At 66.4% G+C, this 15,644-nt stretch carries 8 protein-coding genes and 3 rRNA genes; 9 read left to right on the top strand and 2 right to left on the bottom strand.

Annotation, left to right across the window (positions count from 1 at the left end; genetic code table 11):
* Positions 1-136: 136 nt before the first annotated feature.
* The 8 genes from gatC to B1H50_RS09695 all read left to right on the top strand — a co-directional run bounded on the left by gatC (position 137) and on the right by B1H50_RS09695 (position 11,673).
* Positions 137-442, top strand: coding sequence for an Asp-tRNA(Asn)/Glu-tRNA(Gln) amidotransferase subunit GatC (gene gatC / locus B1H50_RS03605; protein WP_080462428.1), 306 nt, complete (start codon positions 137-139; stop codon positions 440-442).
* Positions 439-1,986 carry an Asp-tRNA(Asn)/Glu-tRNA(Gln) amidotransferase subunit GatA gene (gene gatA, locus B1H50_RS03600; RefSeq protein ID WP_080462427.1) on the top strand — a complete coding sequence of 516 codons (1,548 nt, stop codon included), beginning with the start codon at positions 439-441 and terminating at the stop codon, positions 1,984-1,986. The genes gatC and gatA overlap by 4 nt, the downstream gene beginning before the upstream one ends.
* Positions 1,983-3,479 carry an Asp-tRNA(Asn)/Glu-tRNA(Gln) amidotransferase subunit GatB gene (gatB, locus tag B1H50_RS03595; RefSeq protein ID WP_080462426.1) on the top strand — a complete coding sequence of 499 codons (1,497 nt, stop codon included), beginning with the start codon at positions 1,983-1,985 and terminating at the stop codon, positions 3,477-3,479. The genes gatA and gatB overlap by 4 nt, the downstream gene beginning before the upstream one ends.
* A gap of 239 nt (positions 3,480-3,718) precedes the next feature.
* Positions 3,719-5,104 carry an NAD-dependent malic enzyme gene (locus B1H50_RS03590; protein WP_080462425.1) on the top strand — a complete coding sequence of 462 codons (1,386 nt, stop codon included), beginning with the start codon at positions 3,719-3,721 and terminating at the stop codon, positions 5,102-5,104.
* Positions 5,105-5,762: 658 nt separating this feature from the next.
* Positions 5,763-7,306: ribosomal RNA gene (locus tag B1H50_RS03585) — 16S ribosomal RNA — on the top strand.
* A 343-nt stretch (positions 7,307-7,649) separates the two neighbouring features.
* Positions 7,650-10,840: ribosomal RNA gene (locus B1H50_RS03580) — 23S ribosomal RNA — on the top strand.
* A gap of 230 nt (positions 10,841-11,070) precedes the next feature.
* Positions 11,071-11,189, top strand: a 5S ribosomal RNA gene (gene rrf / locus B1H50_RS03575).
* The 16S, 23S and 5S rRNA genes sit together here, the layout of an rRNA operon.
* 325 nt (positions 11,190-11,514) lie before the next feature.
* On the top strand, positions 11,515-11,673 hold the full coding sequence (locus B1H50_RS09695) for a hypothetical protein (RefSeq protein ID WP_158082820.1): 159 nt from the start codon (positions 11,515-11,517) through the stop codon (positions 11,671-11,673).
* Between the two features lie 135 nt (positions 11,674-11,808).
* Here B1H50_RS09695 and B1H50_RS03570 read toward each other — a convergent pair whose 3' ends face one another.
* Entirely contained in the window at positions 11,809-13,746 is a 1,938-nt protein-coding gene (locus B1H50_RS03570; protein ID WP_308421842.1) for a dolichyl-phosphate-mannose--protein mannosyltransferase, read from the bottom strand.
* Positions 13,747-13,782: 36 nt separating this feature from the next.
* Between B1H50_RS03570 and rsmI the strand changes: the two genes are divergently transcribed.
* Positions 13,783-14,739, top strand: coding sequence for a 16S rRNA (cytidine(1402)-2'-O)-methyltransferase (gene rsmI / locus B1H50_RS03565; protein WP_080462424.1), 957 nt, complete (start codon positions 13,783-13,785; stop codon positions 14,737-14,739).
* A gap of 88 nt (positions 14,740-14,827) precedes the next feature.
* Here the strand turns inward: rsmI and B1H50_RS03560 are convergent, their stop codons facing one another.
* The gene (locus B1H50_RS03560; RefSeq protein WP_143231755.1) at positions 14,828-15,544 is read right to left on the bottom strand and encodes a hypothetical protein; all 717 of its coding nucleotides are present in this window, start codon (positions 15,542-15,544) and stop codon (positions 14,828-14,830) included.
* Positions 15,545-15,644 lie beyond the last annotated feature (100 nt).

The following is a 15,644-nucleotide window of genomic DNA, read 5'->3' as shown; positions in this document are numbered from 1 at the left end:
CCGGAGCGCCTGGGCGGCGGGCGGTGATGGGCCGCGGTGCGCGGGTGACGGGTCAATGACGGGCGCTGTTGAGCGCTGCCGGGCGCGGGAGCCCCGTGGGCGCGCGCCCGGGGGCGGCAGGATTAGACTCCTGCCCATGTCTGCCATCTCCTCCGCCGAGGTCGCGCGGGTCGCGTCGCTCGCGCGCGTGGCCCTGACCGATGAGGAGGTGACGCGCCTGGCTGGTGAGCTGGACGCCGTCGCCTCCTCCTTCGCCAGGGTCACCTCCGTTGTCACCCCCGATCTGCCTGCGACCTCCCACCCCGTGCCGCTGGCCAATGTCCTGCGCGAGGACATCCCCGGCCCGACCCTCGATGTCGACGAGCTCCTCGCCGGCGCTCCGGCGGCCGAGGACTCCATGTTCCTCGTGCCCCAGATCCTCGGAGAGGAGTCCGGCTCATGAGCGAGGCCCGTTCCCTGTCCGCCCTCATCCGGGCCACGGCCGCCGAGCAGGCTGAGGCCCTGGCCGGAGGCGAGGTGAGCTCCCGTGAGCTCACCAGCGCCCACCTGGAGCGCATCAGCGCTGTCGACGGCGCCATCGGGGCCTTCCTCGACGTCGATGCCGACAAGGCCCTGGCCGATGCCGACGCCGCCGACGCCGCCCGCGCCGCCGGACGAGCCGATGGCGGGGCCCCGCACGAGCTCACCGGCGTTCCCGTGGCCGTCAAGGATCTCTTCGCCACCCGTGGGCAGGTCACCACGGCCGCCTCCAGGATCCTTGAGGGATGGGTTCCCCCTTATGACGCCACGGCCGTGACGGCGCTGCGCGAGGCGCGCCTGCCGATCCTGGGCAAGACCAACCTCGACGAGTTCGCCATGGGCGGCTCCACCGAGCACTCCGCCTTCAAGCGCACCGCCAACCCGTGGGACCTCGGGCGCATTCCAGGGGGCTCCTCGGGCGGCTCGGCCGCTGCGGTGGCCTCCTATGAAGCGCCGTTGGCCCTGGGCACCGATACCGGTGGCTCGATCCGCCAGCCCGCCGCCGTCACCGGCACCGTCGGCGTCAAGCCGACCTACGGCACCGTCTCGCGCTTCGGCGTCATCGCCATGGCCTCCTCCCTGGACACGCCCGGCCCCATGGCCCGCACCGTCCTGGACACCGCCCTTCTGCACGACGTCGTCGGCGCGCACGACCCGCTCGACTCCACCTCGTTGGACGACGCCCCCCGAGGCATGGCCGCCATCGTCCGCGCCGCCCGGGCGGGACGGGACCTGACGGGCCTGCGCGTGGGCGTCATCTCCGAGCTCGATGGCGGTGAGGGCTACGACCCCGGCGTCATGGATTCCTTCCATGCCGCCCTGGCCCTGCTCGAGGCGGCCGGTGCGAGCGTGGAGACGATCAGCCTGCCCCACCTGGACTACGCGCTCGACGCCTACTACCTCATCATGCCCGCCGAGGTGTCCTCCAATCTCGCCCGCTACGACGGCATGCGCTACGGCCTGCGCGTCGAGCCCGCCAGCGGCCCCGTCACCGCCGAGACCGTCATGGCCGCCACCCGCGGCGCGGGCTTCGGCGACGAGGCCAAGCGGCGCATCATCCTGGGCACCCACGTGCTCTCCGCGGGCTACTACGACGCCTATTACGGGTCCGCGCAGAAGGTCCGCACCCTCGTGCAGCGCGACTTCGCCGCCGCCTGGGAGCGCGCCGACGTGCTCGTCTCCCCAACGGCGCCGATCACCGCCTACCGCTTCGGGGAGAAGGACGATCCCCTGGCGATGTACACGCTGGACGTCACGACGATCCCGGCCAACCTGGCGGGCATCCCGGGCATGAGCCTGCCCTCGGGGCTGAGCGGGGGCCTGCCCGTCGGCTTCCAGATCCTGGCGCCGCAGCGCGCCGATAACCGCCTTTACCGCGTCGGCGCGGTTCTGGAGGCGGCCCTGGAGGAGAGCTGGGGCGGGCACCTGCTGGCCCAGTGCCCTGAGTTGGAGGAGGAGCAGCGATGAGCGACACCCTGATGGACTACGACGAGGCCGTGCGCCGCTACGACCCGGTCATCGGCCTGGAGGTGCACGTCGAGCTCGGCACCGCCACGAAGATGTTCGACGCCGCCCCCAACGCCTTCGGCGGGGTGCCGAACTCCCGCGTCACCCCCACCTCCGTGGGCCTTCCCGGCGCGCTGCCGGTGGTCAACAAGCGGGGCGTGGAGTACGCGATCCGCATCGGCCTGGCCCTGGGCTGCCAGATCGCCGAGTCCTGCCGCTTCGCGAGGAAGAACTACTTCTACCCCGACCTGGCCAAGGACTTCCAGACCTCCCAATCCGATGAGCCCATCGCCTTCGATGGCGCCCTGGAGGTCGAGCTCGGGGACGGCGCGCTGTTCACCGTGCCCATCGAGCGCGCCCACATGGAGGAGGACGCGGGCAAGAACACCCACATCGGCGGGGCTGACGGCCGCATCGAGGGCGCCAGCCACTCCCTGGTGGACTACAACCGCGCCGGCGTGCCACTGGTAGAGATCGTCTCCCGCCCGATCATCGGCGCCGGGGCCAGAGCTCCGGAGGTGGCCGCCGCGTACGTTCGCTCCCTGCGCGATATCTTCAGGGCCCTCGGGGTGAGCGAGGCCCGCATGGAGCGCGGCAATGTGCGCGCCGACGTCAACGTCTCCCTGCGCGAGGGCCCGGACGCGCCATTGGGCACCCGCACCGAGACGAAGAACGTCAACACCTTCCGCGGGATCGACGCCGTCATCCGCTACGAGATCTCCCGTCAGGCCGCCATCCTGGCCAGTGGGGGGCGGGTCCTCCAGGAGACCCGCCACGGCCAGGCCGACGGCACGACGCGCGCCGGGCGCGTGAAGTCCGACGCCGACGACTACCGCTACTTCCCCGAGCCCGACCTCGTGCCAGTGGCCCCCAGTCGGGAATGGGTCGAGCAGATCCGTGCCGCCCTGCCCGAGCTGCCCGCTGCTAAGCGCCGTCGCCTCAGGGCCGAGTGGGATCTCAGCGACTCCGAGATGCGCGACGTCGTCAACGCCGGGGCCCTGGAGCTCATCGAGGCCACTGCCCAGGCCGGCACCACCGGCCAGGCCGCCCGCAAGTGGTGGATGGGCGAGCTCGCCCGCGCTGCCAAGGAGCGGGAGACCGCGTTGGAGGAATTGGCGATCACTCCGGCCCAGGTGGCCGAGCTCCAGGGGCTCGTGGACTCCGGGCGCCTGACCGACAAGCTCGCCCGGCAGGTCCTGGCCGGCGTGCTCGCAGGCGAGGGCGATCCCGAGGCCGTCGCCTCCGCACGCGGCCTGGAGGTCGTCTCCGACGAGTCCGAGCTCACGGCCGCCATCGATGAGGCGCTGGCCGCACAGCCCGACGTCGCCGACAAGATCCGCGGCGGCAAGGTCCAGGCCGCCGGCGCGATCGTGGGCGCCGTCATGAGGGCCACCAAGGGCCAGGCCGATGCCAAGCGCGTGCGCGAGCTCATTATGGAGCGCATCCAGGGCTGAGGCCCGGGCCCCTGACCCCATCGGTGCCCCGGCGCCCGCCCTTCGGAGGCGCGCCGGGGCACCGCTCATGGGGGAGGAGCGGTCGACGGGCCTGGGGAATCGGACAAGCGCGAATCGTCTTGCCTGATGGTCGCCCCGAGTCCGGTCCGTGGGGCGAGGGGGATAGGCTTCGGCCGAATCATTCCCATTCCAGGTGGTCGGCGAGCGGCGCCGACGGACACCGCTTCGAAGGAGCCATCATGGTCCAGCCCAGCCCCAGTTACACCGTGGCCCTGCACATGGAGGTTCCCGCGTCCCAGCGGGTCGTCGCGAAGCTGGTGGACACGGCCACTGCGACGGGCGCCGTCGTCACCGGCGTCGATGTCTCGGACTCCGACGGCGACAGCCTCGTCGTCGACCTGACCGCCGACACCCGCGACTCGGTGCATCGCGGTGAGCTCGTCGAGGCGCTGAGCGCCATCGACGGCGTTATCGTCGAGAACGTCGGGGATTCCACCTTCCTCGCGCACGTCGGCGGGAAGATCGAGATCGCGTCGAAGTACCCGGTGCGCAACCGCCGCGACCTCGCCCGCGTCTACACCCCCGGCGTGGCCCGCGTCTGCAAGGCCATCCATGACCACCCCGAGCGGGCCCGCAAGCTGACCATCAAGAAGAACACCGTCGCCGTGGTCACCGATGGCACTGCGGTGCTCGGCCTGGGGGACATCGGCCCGGCCGCCGCGATGCCCGTGATGGAGGGCAAGGCCATCCTCTTCAAGCAGTTCGGCGGTGTCGATGCCTGGCCCGTCGCCCTGGACACGAAGGACCCCGAGGAGATCATCGCGATCTGCAAGGCCATCGCCCCGGCCTACGGCGGTATCAACCTCGAGGACATCGCCGCCCCCAAGTGCTTCGACATCGAGGCCCGCCTGCGCGAGGAGCTGGACATCCCCGTCTTCCATGACGACCAGCACGGAACCGCCGTCGTCACGCTCTCCGCCCTCATCAACGCGCTCAAGGTGGTCGGCAAGCGCATCGAGGACGTGCGCATCGTCCTGTCCGGTGTGGGCGCGGCGGGCAGCGCCATTGCCAAGCTCCTCATGGCTCATGGCGCCACGGACATCGTGGGCTACGGGCGCACCGGCGCCCTGCACAGCGGGGACACCGAGGGCATGAACGAGCACCGCAAGTGGCTCGCTGAGAACACCAACCCCCGAGGGGTGACCGGCACGCTCAAGGAGGGGCTCGCCGGCGCCGATGTCTTCATCGGCGTGTCGTCCGGCAACCTGCTGGCCCCCGAGGACCTCGATGTCATGGCCGACGGCGCGATCGTCTTCGCCATGGCGAACCCGACCCCCGAGGTCGATCCGATCGGCGCCGCCGACCATGTCAGCGTCGTGGCGACCGGCCGCTCGGACTTCCCCAACCAGATCAATAACGTCCTGGCCTTCCCCGGCCTCTTCCGGGGCCTGCTCGATACCGGGATCACCAACATCTCCACCGAGCTCCTGCGCGCCGCGGCCACCGGCATCGCCTCGGTGATCAGCGACGCTGAGATCAGCCCCGTCTACATCATCCCCAACGCCTTCGACGCGCGCGTGTCCGCCGCCGTGGCCGCCGCCGTGTGCCGCTTCGCCGAGGACTGAGGCGAGCGGCCGCGATCGATCGTGAGGGGGCCCGGTCCGCGGACCGGGCCCCCTCACGATCGATCGCGGACCGGGCGGGGACCGGGACACCGGGCGGGGACCGGGACGGGGTGTGTTCTGCTTCATGCTCGGAGGATTTGACCTTATGGGGACGTCGCGGGCTAAAGTTCTCTTCGTTGCCGCGAGGGCCCGAGGGGCCCGAGGGCAGCACCGGAGAGAGTTTCGGAGCGATATGGGAGATGAGGGTCACGGACTCTCGATTTGACCGGCAAGTATCGATCCGATAAAATTCTCCAGCGCCTTCTTGTGGTGGTGGCCCTTGTTGTGGGGGTTGTTGTTGTGGGGTGGGTGTGTTGTTTGAGAACTCGATAGTGTGTCATGCTTGTTTATGTCATTTTTTGGCCTGTCTGGGTGCTTGATTTTTTGGTTGGGTGTCTTGGGTGGGTTGTGCTGTGGTGGTTGGCTTGTGCTGTTGCCTGTTTTGGGTGGTGGTGTGGGTTGGTTGCTGTGGCTTTTTTGTTTGGCCTGTGCTGTTGCCTGTTTTGGGTGGTGGTGTGGGTTGGGCCTGGTTTGTTTTTTCTGGGCTTGGCTTATGGGATGGATGCGCTTGGTCTGCCTTGTGTTTGGGGTGGGTTGGGTGTGTTTGTTTTGTGGGTTTTGTTTGGAGAGTTTGATCCTGGCTCAGGACGAACGCTGGCGGCGTGCTTAACACATGCAAGTCGAACGGTGAAGCCCTGGCTTTTGTTGGGGTGGATGAGTGGCGAACGGGTGAGTAACACGTGAGTAACCTGCCCCCTTCTTCTGGATACCGCCACGAAAGTGGTGTTAATACGGGATATTCTGGCTCTGTCGCATGGTGGGGTTGGGAAAGGTCTTTTGTCTGGTGGGGGATGGGCTCGCGGCCTATCAGCTTGTTGGTGGGGTGATGGCCTACCAAGGCTTTGACGGGTAGCCGGCCTGAGAGGGTGGACGGCCACACTGGGACTGAGACACGGCCCAGACTCCTACGGGAGGCAGCAGTGGGGGATATTGCACAATGGGCGGAAGCCTGATGCAGCGACGCCGCGTGAGGGATGGAGGCCTTCGGGTTGTGAACCTCTTTCGCTAGTGAAGAAGGCCTGCTTTTTTGGGTGGGTTGACGGTAGCTGGATAAGAAGCGCCGGCTAACTACGTGCCAGCAGCCGCGGTAATACGTAGGGCGCGAGCGTTGTCCGGAATTATTGGGCGTAAAGGGCTTGTAGGCGGTTGGTCGCGTCTGCCGTGAAATCCTCTGGCTTAACTGGGGGCGTGCGGTGGGTACGGGCCGGCTTGAGTGCGGTAGGGGAGACTGGAATTCCTGGTGTAGCGGTGGAATGCGCAGATATCAGGAGGAACACCGGTGGCGAAGGCGGGTCTCTGGGCCGTTACTGACGCTGAGGAGCGAAAGCGTGGGGAGCGAACAGGATTAGATACCCTGGTAGTCCATGCTGTAAACGTTGGGCACTAGGTGTGGGGGGCCTTTCCGGGTTTTCCGCGCCGTAGCTAACGCATTAAGTGCCCCGCCTGGGGAGTACGGCCGCAAGGCTAAAACTCAAAGGAATTGACGGGGGCCCGCACAAGCGGCGGAGCATGCGGATTAATTCGATGCAACGCGAAGAACCTTACCAAGGCTTGACATGTCGGTGTTGGTCGCGGAGACGTGGCTTCCCTGCTTTTGTGGGGCGCCGTCACAGGTGGTGCATGGTTGTCGTCAGCTCGTGTCGTGAGATGTTGGGTTAAGTCCCGCAACGAGCGCAACCCCTGTCCCGTGTTGCCAGCGCGTTATGGCGGGGACTCGCGGGAGACTGCCGGGGTCAACTCGGAGGAGGGTGGGGATGACGTCAAATCATCATGCCCCTTATGTCTTGGGCTTCACGCATGCTACAATGGCCGGTACAGAGGGTTGCGATGCCGTGAGGCGGGGCGAATCCCTTAAAGCCGGTCTCAGTTCGGATCGGTGTCTGCAACTCGACACCGTGAAGTTGGAGTCGCTAGTAATCGCGGATCAGCAACGCCGCGGTGAATACGTTCTCGGGCCTTGTACACACCGCCCGTCACGTCATGAAAGTCGGCAACACCCGAAGCCCGTGGCCTTATGGGGAGCGGTCGAAGGTGGGGCTGGTGATTGGGACGAAGTCGTAACAAGGTAGCCGTACCGGAAGGTGCGGCTGGATCACCTCCTTTCTAAGGAGTTTTTTGGCCTCTCGTTTGTTATTGCCTGGTCGTGGTTGGCTGGGTTCGGGGGGTTGGGTGATGTGGGTGAGTGTGGCGCGCTATCGGGGTTCTGGGGCGGCATGCCGTTCCCTTTTGTGGGCCTGATGCTGGCTTGTCTCCCTTTTGGTTGGGGGGTGGGTTGGTGTGTGGGTGGGTTGGTTGTGAACTGTATAGTGGGCGCGAGCATCTGCATGGTTCCGTGTTTGCTGTTTTCTTGGTGGGTTCTGGCCTGGTTTGGGTTGGGGTTTGCTGAGGGGGTGGTGTGCGGGGCTGTGTGTGATTTCGTTTGTTTTTGCTCTGTGTGTTTTGTGTGTTGTTTGTTTTTATGGGCGTTCGGTGGATGCCTTGGCATCAGGGGCCGATGAAGGACGTGGTGGCCTGCGATAAGCCTCGGGGAGCCGGCTAGCGGGCTGTGATCCGAGGGTTTCCGAATGGGGGGACCCGGCCGGGGTCATGCCCGGTCACCTGCGCTTGAATTTCATAGGGCGTGGGGGGTGACGCGGGGAAGTGAAACATCTCAGTACCCGCAGGAGAGGATATTCCGTGAGTAGTGGCGAGCGAAAGCGGATGATGGTTAAACCGTGGTCGTGTGATTACCCGGCAGGGGTTGCGGTTGCGGGGTTGTGGGGCATCGCCGTTCTCGTTTCTGCCGGAGCGGGGCGCAGTGAGAAAGCTTGTCTGGTAGCCGAACCTCCTGGGAAGGGGGGCCGTAGTGGGTGATAGCCCCGTAGGCGGAACTGGTGGGCCTGTGTGTGTGGTGTTCCCGAGTAGCACGGGGCCCGTGGAATCCTGTGTGAATCTGCCGAGACCACTCGGTTGCCTGAATACTTCCTGATGACCGATAGCGGATGAGTACCGTGAGGGAATGGTGAAAAGTACCCCGGGAGGGGAGTGAAAGAGTACCTGAAACCGGGCGCCTACGAGCCGTCAGGGCCCTTTTTTGGGGTGATGGCGTGCCTATTGAAGAATGAGCCTGCGAGTCAGTGGCGTGTCGCGAGGCTAACCCGTGTGGGGGAGTCGTAGCGAGAGCGAGTCCGAATTGAGGGCGTTTTAGTGGCGCGTCCTGGACCCGAAGCGGGGTGATCTACCCATGGCCAGGTTGAAGCACGTGTAAGAGCGTGTGGAGGACCGAACCCACCTCAGTTGAAAATGGGGGGGATGAGCTGTGGGTAGGGGTGAAAGGCCAATCAAACTCCGTGATAGCTGGTTCTCCCCGAAATGCATTTAGGTGCAGCGTCTCGTGTTGCCCGGCGGAGGTAGAGCTACTGGGTGGCTGATGGGCCCCACAGGGTTACTGACGTCAGCCAAACTCCGAATGCCGTTCGGGTGTGAGCGGGGCAGTGAGACGGCGGGGGATAAGCTCCGTCGTCGAGAGGGAAACAGCCCAGATCGCCGGCTAAGGCCCCTAAGCGCGTGCTAAGTGGGAAAGGATGTGCGGTCGCGCAGACAACCAGGAGGTTGGCTTAGAAGCAGCCATCCTTGAAAGAGTGCGTAATAGCTCACTGGTCAAGTGATCGTGCGCCGACAATGTAGCGGGGCTCAAGCACGCCGCCGAAGCCGCGGACCCGTCGCGTTTGTTCCTTTCCTTCCTTGTCCCTTTTTGGGCGGGTTGGGCAGGGGTGGCGGGTGGTAGGGGAGCGTCCTGCGCCGGGTGAAGCCTCGGGGTGACCCAGGGGTGGATGGCGTGGGAGTGAGAATGCAGGCATGAGTAGCGATACTAGGGTGAGAAGCCCTAGCGCCGAATGACCAAGGGTTCCAGGGCCAGGCTAGTCCGCCCTGGGTGAGTCGGGACCTAAGGCGAGGCCGACAGGCGTAGTCGATGGATGACGGGTTGATATTCCCGTACCGGTGTAGCACCGTCCATGCTGACGTGCGGGTGCTGACCCACGCCGCTGCTCACGTTGACTTGTGCTGGGGGCTTTCGGGTTCCTGGTGTGGGTTGTGGGTGGTGGTCTGGGGACCCTCCGTGCTGGTAGGCAAGCGCATTAACAGGGGTGACGCGCAGTGGTAGCCTCGCGGGCCTGATGGCTTGGCCCGTTCAAGCGTGCGGCCCGGTCCCTAGGTAAATCCGGGGGCTGCCTGCCCTGTGGGGTGGGAGGGTGAGGCGTGATGGTGACCCCGCTTTTTGGTGGGGGATAGTAGGGTGATCCTGTGGCGCCGAGAAAAGCCCCGGCGCGAGGTGCGAGCCGCCCGTACCCTAAACCGACACAGGTGGTCGGGCAGAGTATGCCTAGGCGCACGAGTGAATCATGGTGAAGGAACTCGGCAAAATGCCCCCGTAACTTCGGGAGAAGGGGGGCCTGAACCCTGAGACGGCTTGCCCGTTGGGGGGGAGGGTCGCAGAGACCAGGGGGGAGCGACTGTTTACTAAAAACACAGGTCCGTGCGAAGCCGCAAGGCGATGTATACGGACTGACGCCTGCCCGGTGCTGGAAGGTTAAGAGGATCTGTCAGCCCCTTTTTTTGGGGTGAAGCGGTGAATTCAAGCCCCAGTAAACGGCGGTGGTAACTATAACCATCCTAAGGTAGCGAAATTCCTTGTCGGGTAAGTTCCGACCTGCACGAATGGCGTAACGACTTCCCCGCTGTCTCCACCATGAGCTCGGCGAAATTGCAGTACGAGTAAAGATGCTCGTTTCGCGCAGAAGGACGGAAAGACCCCGGGACCTTTACTATAGCTTGGTATTGGCGTCCGCTATGGCTTGTGCAGGATAGGTGGGAGACTGTGAGGCCGTCACGCTAGTGGTGGTGGAGTCGTTGTTGAAATACCACTCTGGCCATGGCGTGCGCCTGAACCTGGGCCCGTGATCCGGGTCAGGGACAGTGCCTGGTGGGTAGTTTAACTGGGGCGGTTGCCTCCTAAAGTGTAACGGAGGCGCTCAAAGGTTCCCTCAGCCTGGTCGGCAACCAGGTGTTGAGTGCAAGTGCACAAGGGAGCTTGACTGTGAGACCGACGGGTCGAGCAGGTGCGAAAGCAGGAACTAGTGATCCGGCGATCCCGTGTGGGTGGGTCGTCGCTCAACGGATAAAAGGTACCCCGGGGATAACAGGCTGATCCTGCCCAAGAGTCCATATCGACGGCATGGTTTGGCACCTCGATGTCGGCTCGTCGCATCCTGGGGCTGGAGCAGGTCCCAAGGGTTGGGCTGTTCGCCCATTAAAGCGGTACGCGAGCTGGGTTTAGAACGTCGTGAGACAGTTCGGTCCCTATCCTCTGCGCGCGCAGGATACTTGAGAAGGCCTGTCCCTAGTACGAGAGGACCGGGACGGACGAACCTCTGGTGTGCCAGTTGTCCCGCCAGGGGCACGGCTGGTTGGCTACGTTCGGGACGGGTAACCGCTGAAAGCATCTAAGCGGGAAACCATCTTCAAGATGAGGTATCCATGCCCCTTTTTTTTGGGGGGTGGGAGGTCCCCAGTGGATTACTGGGTTGATAGGCCAGGGGTGGAAAGCCTGTAAGGGCTATTGAGCTGACTGGTACTAATCGGCCGATACAATCAACATGTTTAGCGCGCTGGCTTGTTCTTGCTTGTTTCCTTGTTGTGGGGCGGGTAGGGGTGGTTGGTGCGTGTGCGGAGTTGTTTAGAATACGGCGGCGCGCCCACTATGCGGTTCATGACCAGCCCACAGCCCCCTCTTGTGTTTGTCCTCATGTTTTGTGTGGGGGTTGGGGGGTGGGTGATGTGAGCCTGTCTGCCATGGTGATTGGTGGGTGGGTGGTGTATAGAGACGTCCCGGTGGTCATAGCGGGGGAGCCACGCCCGGTTTTCCTTTCCGAACCCGGAAGCTAAGACCCCCAGCGCCGATGGTACTGTCCTTGTTAAGGGGCGGGAGAGTAGGACACTGCCGGGTACTTGCTTGGAAGAGAGCGGGGAGACCTCCTGCGCGCCCGTAAGGGTGTGTTGGTGGGGTCTCCCTGTTCTCTTTCTTGTTTTTTGTGTTGTTGTTTTGTTCTCCCACACACCCACCCACACGCACACGCCCTTCGCGGCATTACCCCACCCGCCCGCGCGCGGGGTGGGGGTGGGGGGTGGTTGGTTCACCATGATGGGCGAGGGCGCGTCTTGTGGTCGTTGTGGGGCGCCGGCCCGTCACGACCGGATCCGGGTGCTGGTCCGACCAAGCGCACCACAACCGGGGCGCTGGCAGTGGTCTCGTCGGGCGCCAAGCAGGTCTTATGCCGTGGCTCTTCAGGTGGCCGGAGAGTCGCCGGGGAGTGTACTGGCCCGCCCCGTCGGAGCTCATCGGCCCCTGGGCGGTGGCCGCCGCCCTCATCGCCTGGACGGTTGCCCTGTTCGCTGCGGCCATTGTGCTGTTCCGGGGCCGTGGCATCTGAGGCGCGGCGGCAGGCACTGACGACATCGTCCACGTCAAGCGGCGGCCTGACACAGGCGTCGACAATCCACCCAGGGCCCAGGACCTCACGAGACCCTGCACGGGCGGTCCAGGGCCCTCCTCGCGCCTTGCCGGATCAGATCCAGCTCTGGAACCACATATGCCAGTACCAGAAGTCGTAACTGATTGTCTGGCCGGTCCACAGGGGCCACCACAGCAGCCCGAAGGCAACGGCGAGGAGCACGACGACGCCCATCGCGGCAAGCCCCTCGTACCGCAGCCGCCATCCTGAGACTCCGATCCATTCCTCAGTCAGGAAACTGGGGTTTGCGATACCTCGCCACCTGCCGAAGCCCAGGAATCGGGCGATTACGCCCCGGGGCGCCGGCAGGCCGGGGCCCGTCGTCCCCGCGATAACGGCGTACTCCTCATCTCGCGCGGCCGCCGAGCCCGGCAGTGGCGGGATCATCCCGGACAGCGAGCCCAGCGCGAGAGCGAGCACCATGACGACGCACGGCACGAAGGCCACGGTGTAGAAGGAGAAGATCGTGCGATCGGGGTACTGGAACCACGGAAGGTAGAGGCCCACGTAGCCGATAAGCGGCACCCACATCCTCCAGTCACGGCGAGCCACCGCTACCGTGATGACGACGGCGAGTGCGCCGATACCGAACCACCACACCGGGATGTTCCCGATCGCGGAGATCGCCTCCACGCAGTGGTCGGAGCCGCAGGACGAGCCCAACTGCTCTTTGGGGGGGTAGTAGAAGAGCGTCGGGCGCATCTGCACCAACCAGGAGAGCGGCTTCGACATGTACGGGTGACTGCTGTCCAGGCCCACGTGGAAGCGGTACATCCGGATGTGGTAATCGAGAAGGCTGTTGAGAGAGTCCGGCATCCAGGACCGAGGCAACATCTGGCCGGTCTCGCGCCGCTGCGCGGCCCAATCGCGGTTGAAGGCCTCCGAGTGGGCGAACCAGGAGAACCAGCCGGCCACGTACACGACGAGTGCCGTGGGAACCAGGTAGAGGAAGTCCTGCAACCCCCTGCCGAGGAAGCCTGCCGTGTGCCACGAGCGCGCTCTCACCGCGCGCAGCGCGCAGACATCCCAGACCACCACCAGGACCCCCACTGCGGCGAGCAGATAGAGGCCCGACCACTTGATCGAGCAGGTCAGGCCCAGGCTGATCGCCGTCGCCAGCAGCCACGGCCGCCATAGGAGCAGGGGAGCGGTGCTGCCCGCGGGACGATCGGCGAGCCCCCGGGCGAGCCGCTCGCGCATCCACTGGCGGTCGCGCACGAGGCAATACAGGGCGCAGGTCGCGAACAGGCCGATGAAGTTGTCGAGGAGGGCGATCCGGGACTCAGTGATCCCGATCCCGTCGATGGCCAGGAAGAAGCCCGCCAGACCGGCCAGGAGAGGCGAGTGGGTGAGCCGCATCATGATCCGCGTGACGAGGAGAACGGTGAGCACGCCGGCCAGCGCCGGCATGAACCGCCAGCCGAAGGAATTGACGCCGAAGATCTCCATGCCGGAGCCGATGAGCCACTTCCCGAGCTCGGGGTGGACGACGTAGGAGGGCTTCGTGGTCAGGGCGTGGGCGACGTCGCCCGTGGCGAAGAGGGCGTCGGCCCCCTCCTTCCATTCGGCCTCGTAGCCCACGTGCCAGAGCGCGTAGCCCTCCTTGACGTAATAGATCTCGTCGAACATGAGGCCCCGCGGGTGCGACAGGCCCACGAAGCGCGTGACCGCGGCCAGCAGGGTGACGATCGCGGTGACTGCCCAGCCATTGATGCGCAGGGAGGCGGCGAGCGCCCAGGAGGTGGGGCGCAGCCCGAGGCGCGCCCGAAGGACGTCCCCCGAGCGGTTGTCCATGAGGGGAGTAGCCGTGGGTGCCGTGGGCGCCGTGGGTGCAGGCCGCTTGCCGGCCGCCCAGCGCGCCAACTCCTCGCGAGGCGAGACGCTCTCGGCCCCAGGGGCGCTCGCGGCCGGGACTGCCGCCTCGACGGCGCCCGGCGACGGCAGGGGCCCGACCTCAGGGGTGTCGGGAAGGTCATGCCTGTTATCAGTCACCGGGCGAGTCTAAAGGGGGAGCGCCATACTGGGCCCATGAGCGACGTCACCGCGCCCCCGGGTGCCCATGAGACCGATCACGAGGCCCATCCGCGCGATGCTGCCGGCGGAGTCGGTGAGGCGGGCGCGACCGGCCCCGCCGAGCCGGGGGCCGATGCCCCACGGCGCGGTGAGATCCTCCTGGCCGCTACCCCCATCGGGAACGCCGGCGATGCTTCCGCCCGACTGCGCCGGGCCCTGGAGGAGGCGGACATCGTCGCGGCCGAGGACACCCGGCGGGTCAAGGCTCTCGCCCAACGGCTCGGCTTGCGCATCGGCGGCAGGACAGTGGCGTACCACGAGCACAATGAGGCCCAGCGGACCGGCGAGCTCATCGAGGCCGCCCAGTCCGGGCGGAGCGTCGTCATGGTCTCCGACGCCGGAATGCCGTCCGTCTCCGACCCCGGCTACCGGCTCGTCGTGGCCGCCGCCGAGGCGGGCGTGCCCGTGAGCGCCGCCCCCGGGCCCTCGGCCGTCCTCACCGCTCTGGCTGTCTCGGGCCTGGCCTCCGATCGCTTCTGCTTCGAGGGCTTCCTGCCCCGCAAGCAGGGGGAGCGGGGCCGGGCCCTGGCCGAGCTCGCCGATGAGCGGCGCACCATGGTTCTCTTCGAGTCCCCACGCCGTGTCCACGCGACCCTCGAGGCGATGGTCGAGGCCTTCGGCCCCGAGCGTCCCGCCGCGCTGTGCCGCGAGCTCACCAAGACCCACGAGGAGGTGCGCCGGGCCACGCTCGCCGAGCTCGCCGCCTCTACGGCCAGTGAGGTGCTCGGGGAGATCGTGCTCGTCGTCGCCGGGGCCCCGCAGCGTGCGGCCGATCCCGAGCAGGCCGCTGCGGAGGCGCTGGCACTGGCCGACGGGGGCATGCGCCTGAAAGAAGCAGCCGCCAAGGCGGCGCGTGGCAGCGGGCTGCGGCCCAACGCGGTCTACCAGCGCGCCCTGGCGCTCCGGCGGTGACAAGCCTCGCGCCCGGCCGGTGACACGGCCGGTTGACGGCCGCCGAGGGCCCGGATTGCCCGAGAGCCCCGGGTGCCCCGGGAGGCCCTCAGACGGTTGCGCCGCCGGACGGCTCGGCGGCTGGGCCGAGAAGCGCCCGGGCCCTCCGATTCGACGCACCGCGCGTCGCCACCCAGACGATCCCGATGATGAAGACGATCAATCCCGCGCCGCCCAGGAAGAGGGCCCCGAGGAAGCCTCCGACTCCCCAGAACATGCCCGAGACCGTCGCCGCGTCGCCCAACGCGAGGGATTGCGCGCTCCCACTGCACTCGAAGGTGTACATGCCCGAGGCGCTGGGCGTCAGGATCAGCAGCTCGGACTTGTCATTGACGGTCACGGAGCCCGTCACGGAGCGCTCCTCAACGGCGCCCGGGCCAGTGATGTCGCAACTCGCGTAGCCGTCGCCGAACAGGCCGTAGTCCTTCCCGCCCTCCAGGGCGGCAGTGGTGGTTCCGTCCGGGTCCAGCGGTTCCAGCGACACCGTTCTCGCGAAGGCGCCGAGACTGAGGATGATGCCGACGATCGCCACGACGATCATGATCACCCCGGAGGCCAGGAGAACCCAGGGAGCCGTCATGCTCTTGACCGCCGGGGGCCGCCAGGGCATGCCGTACCCCGGCGCCACTCCTGGGTAGCCGCCCGGATGGGCGGCCTGGTAGCCCCCGTAGGGTTCCGGCGGCGCGACGGGTGCCCCGGGCCCGGACGACCAGGAACCTCCCGTCGGGCCGAAAGGCGTCGAGGATGGAGCGGGGGACTGGGACATGACTGCTTCTCATCGTCGTGGGACCGCCCTACGGATGCCCGCTGGACTGTGGCGCCGGTGATGTTGGCGGTGCCAGTGGGCGCAGTGGAGAGCCAGGCGC

The sequence above is a fragment of the Actinomyces gaoshouyii genome (genome assembly GCF_002072175.1).
Lineage (GTDB): Bacteria > Actinomycetota > Actinomycetes > Actinomycetales > Actinomycetaceae > Actinomyces > Actinomyces gaoshouyii.
The sequence above is the reverse complement of the archived record's forward strand: the minus strand, read 5'-3'. Positions and strand labels throughout refer to the sequence as shown.

What these genes read in the sequence shown, in the direction of transcription:
- gatC (WP_080462428.1), top strand. Translation starts at nt 137, where the DNA reads ATGTCTGCCATCTCCTCCGCCGAGGTCGCGCGGGTCGCGTCGCTCGCG.
- gatA (WP_080462427.1), top strand. Translation starts at nt 439, where the DNA reads ATGAGCGAGGCCCGTTCCCTGTCCGCCCTCATCCGGGCCACGGCCGCC.
- gatB (WP_080462426.1), top strand. Translation starts at nt 1,983, where the DNA reads ATGAGCGACACCCTGATGGACTACGACGAGGCCGTGCGCCGCTACGAC.
- B1H50_RS03590 (WP_080462425.1), top strand. Translation starts at nt 3,719, where the DNA reads ATGGTCCAGCCCAGCCCCAGTTACACCGTGGCCCTGCACATGGAGGTT.
- B1H50_RS09695 (WP_158082820.1), top strand. Translation starts at nt 11,515, where the DNA reads ATGCCGTGGCTCTTCAGGTGGCCGGAGAGTCGCCGGGGAGTGTACTGG.
- rsmI (WP_080462424.1), top strand. Translation starts at nt 13,783, where the DNA reads ATGAGCGACGTCACCGCGCCCCCGGGTGCCCATGAGACCGATCACGAG.
- B1H50_RS03560 (WP_143231755.1), bottom strand. Translation starts at nt 15,544, where the DNA reads ATGTCCCAGTCCCCCGCTCCATCCTCGACGCCTTTCGGCCCGACGGGA.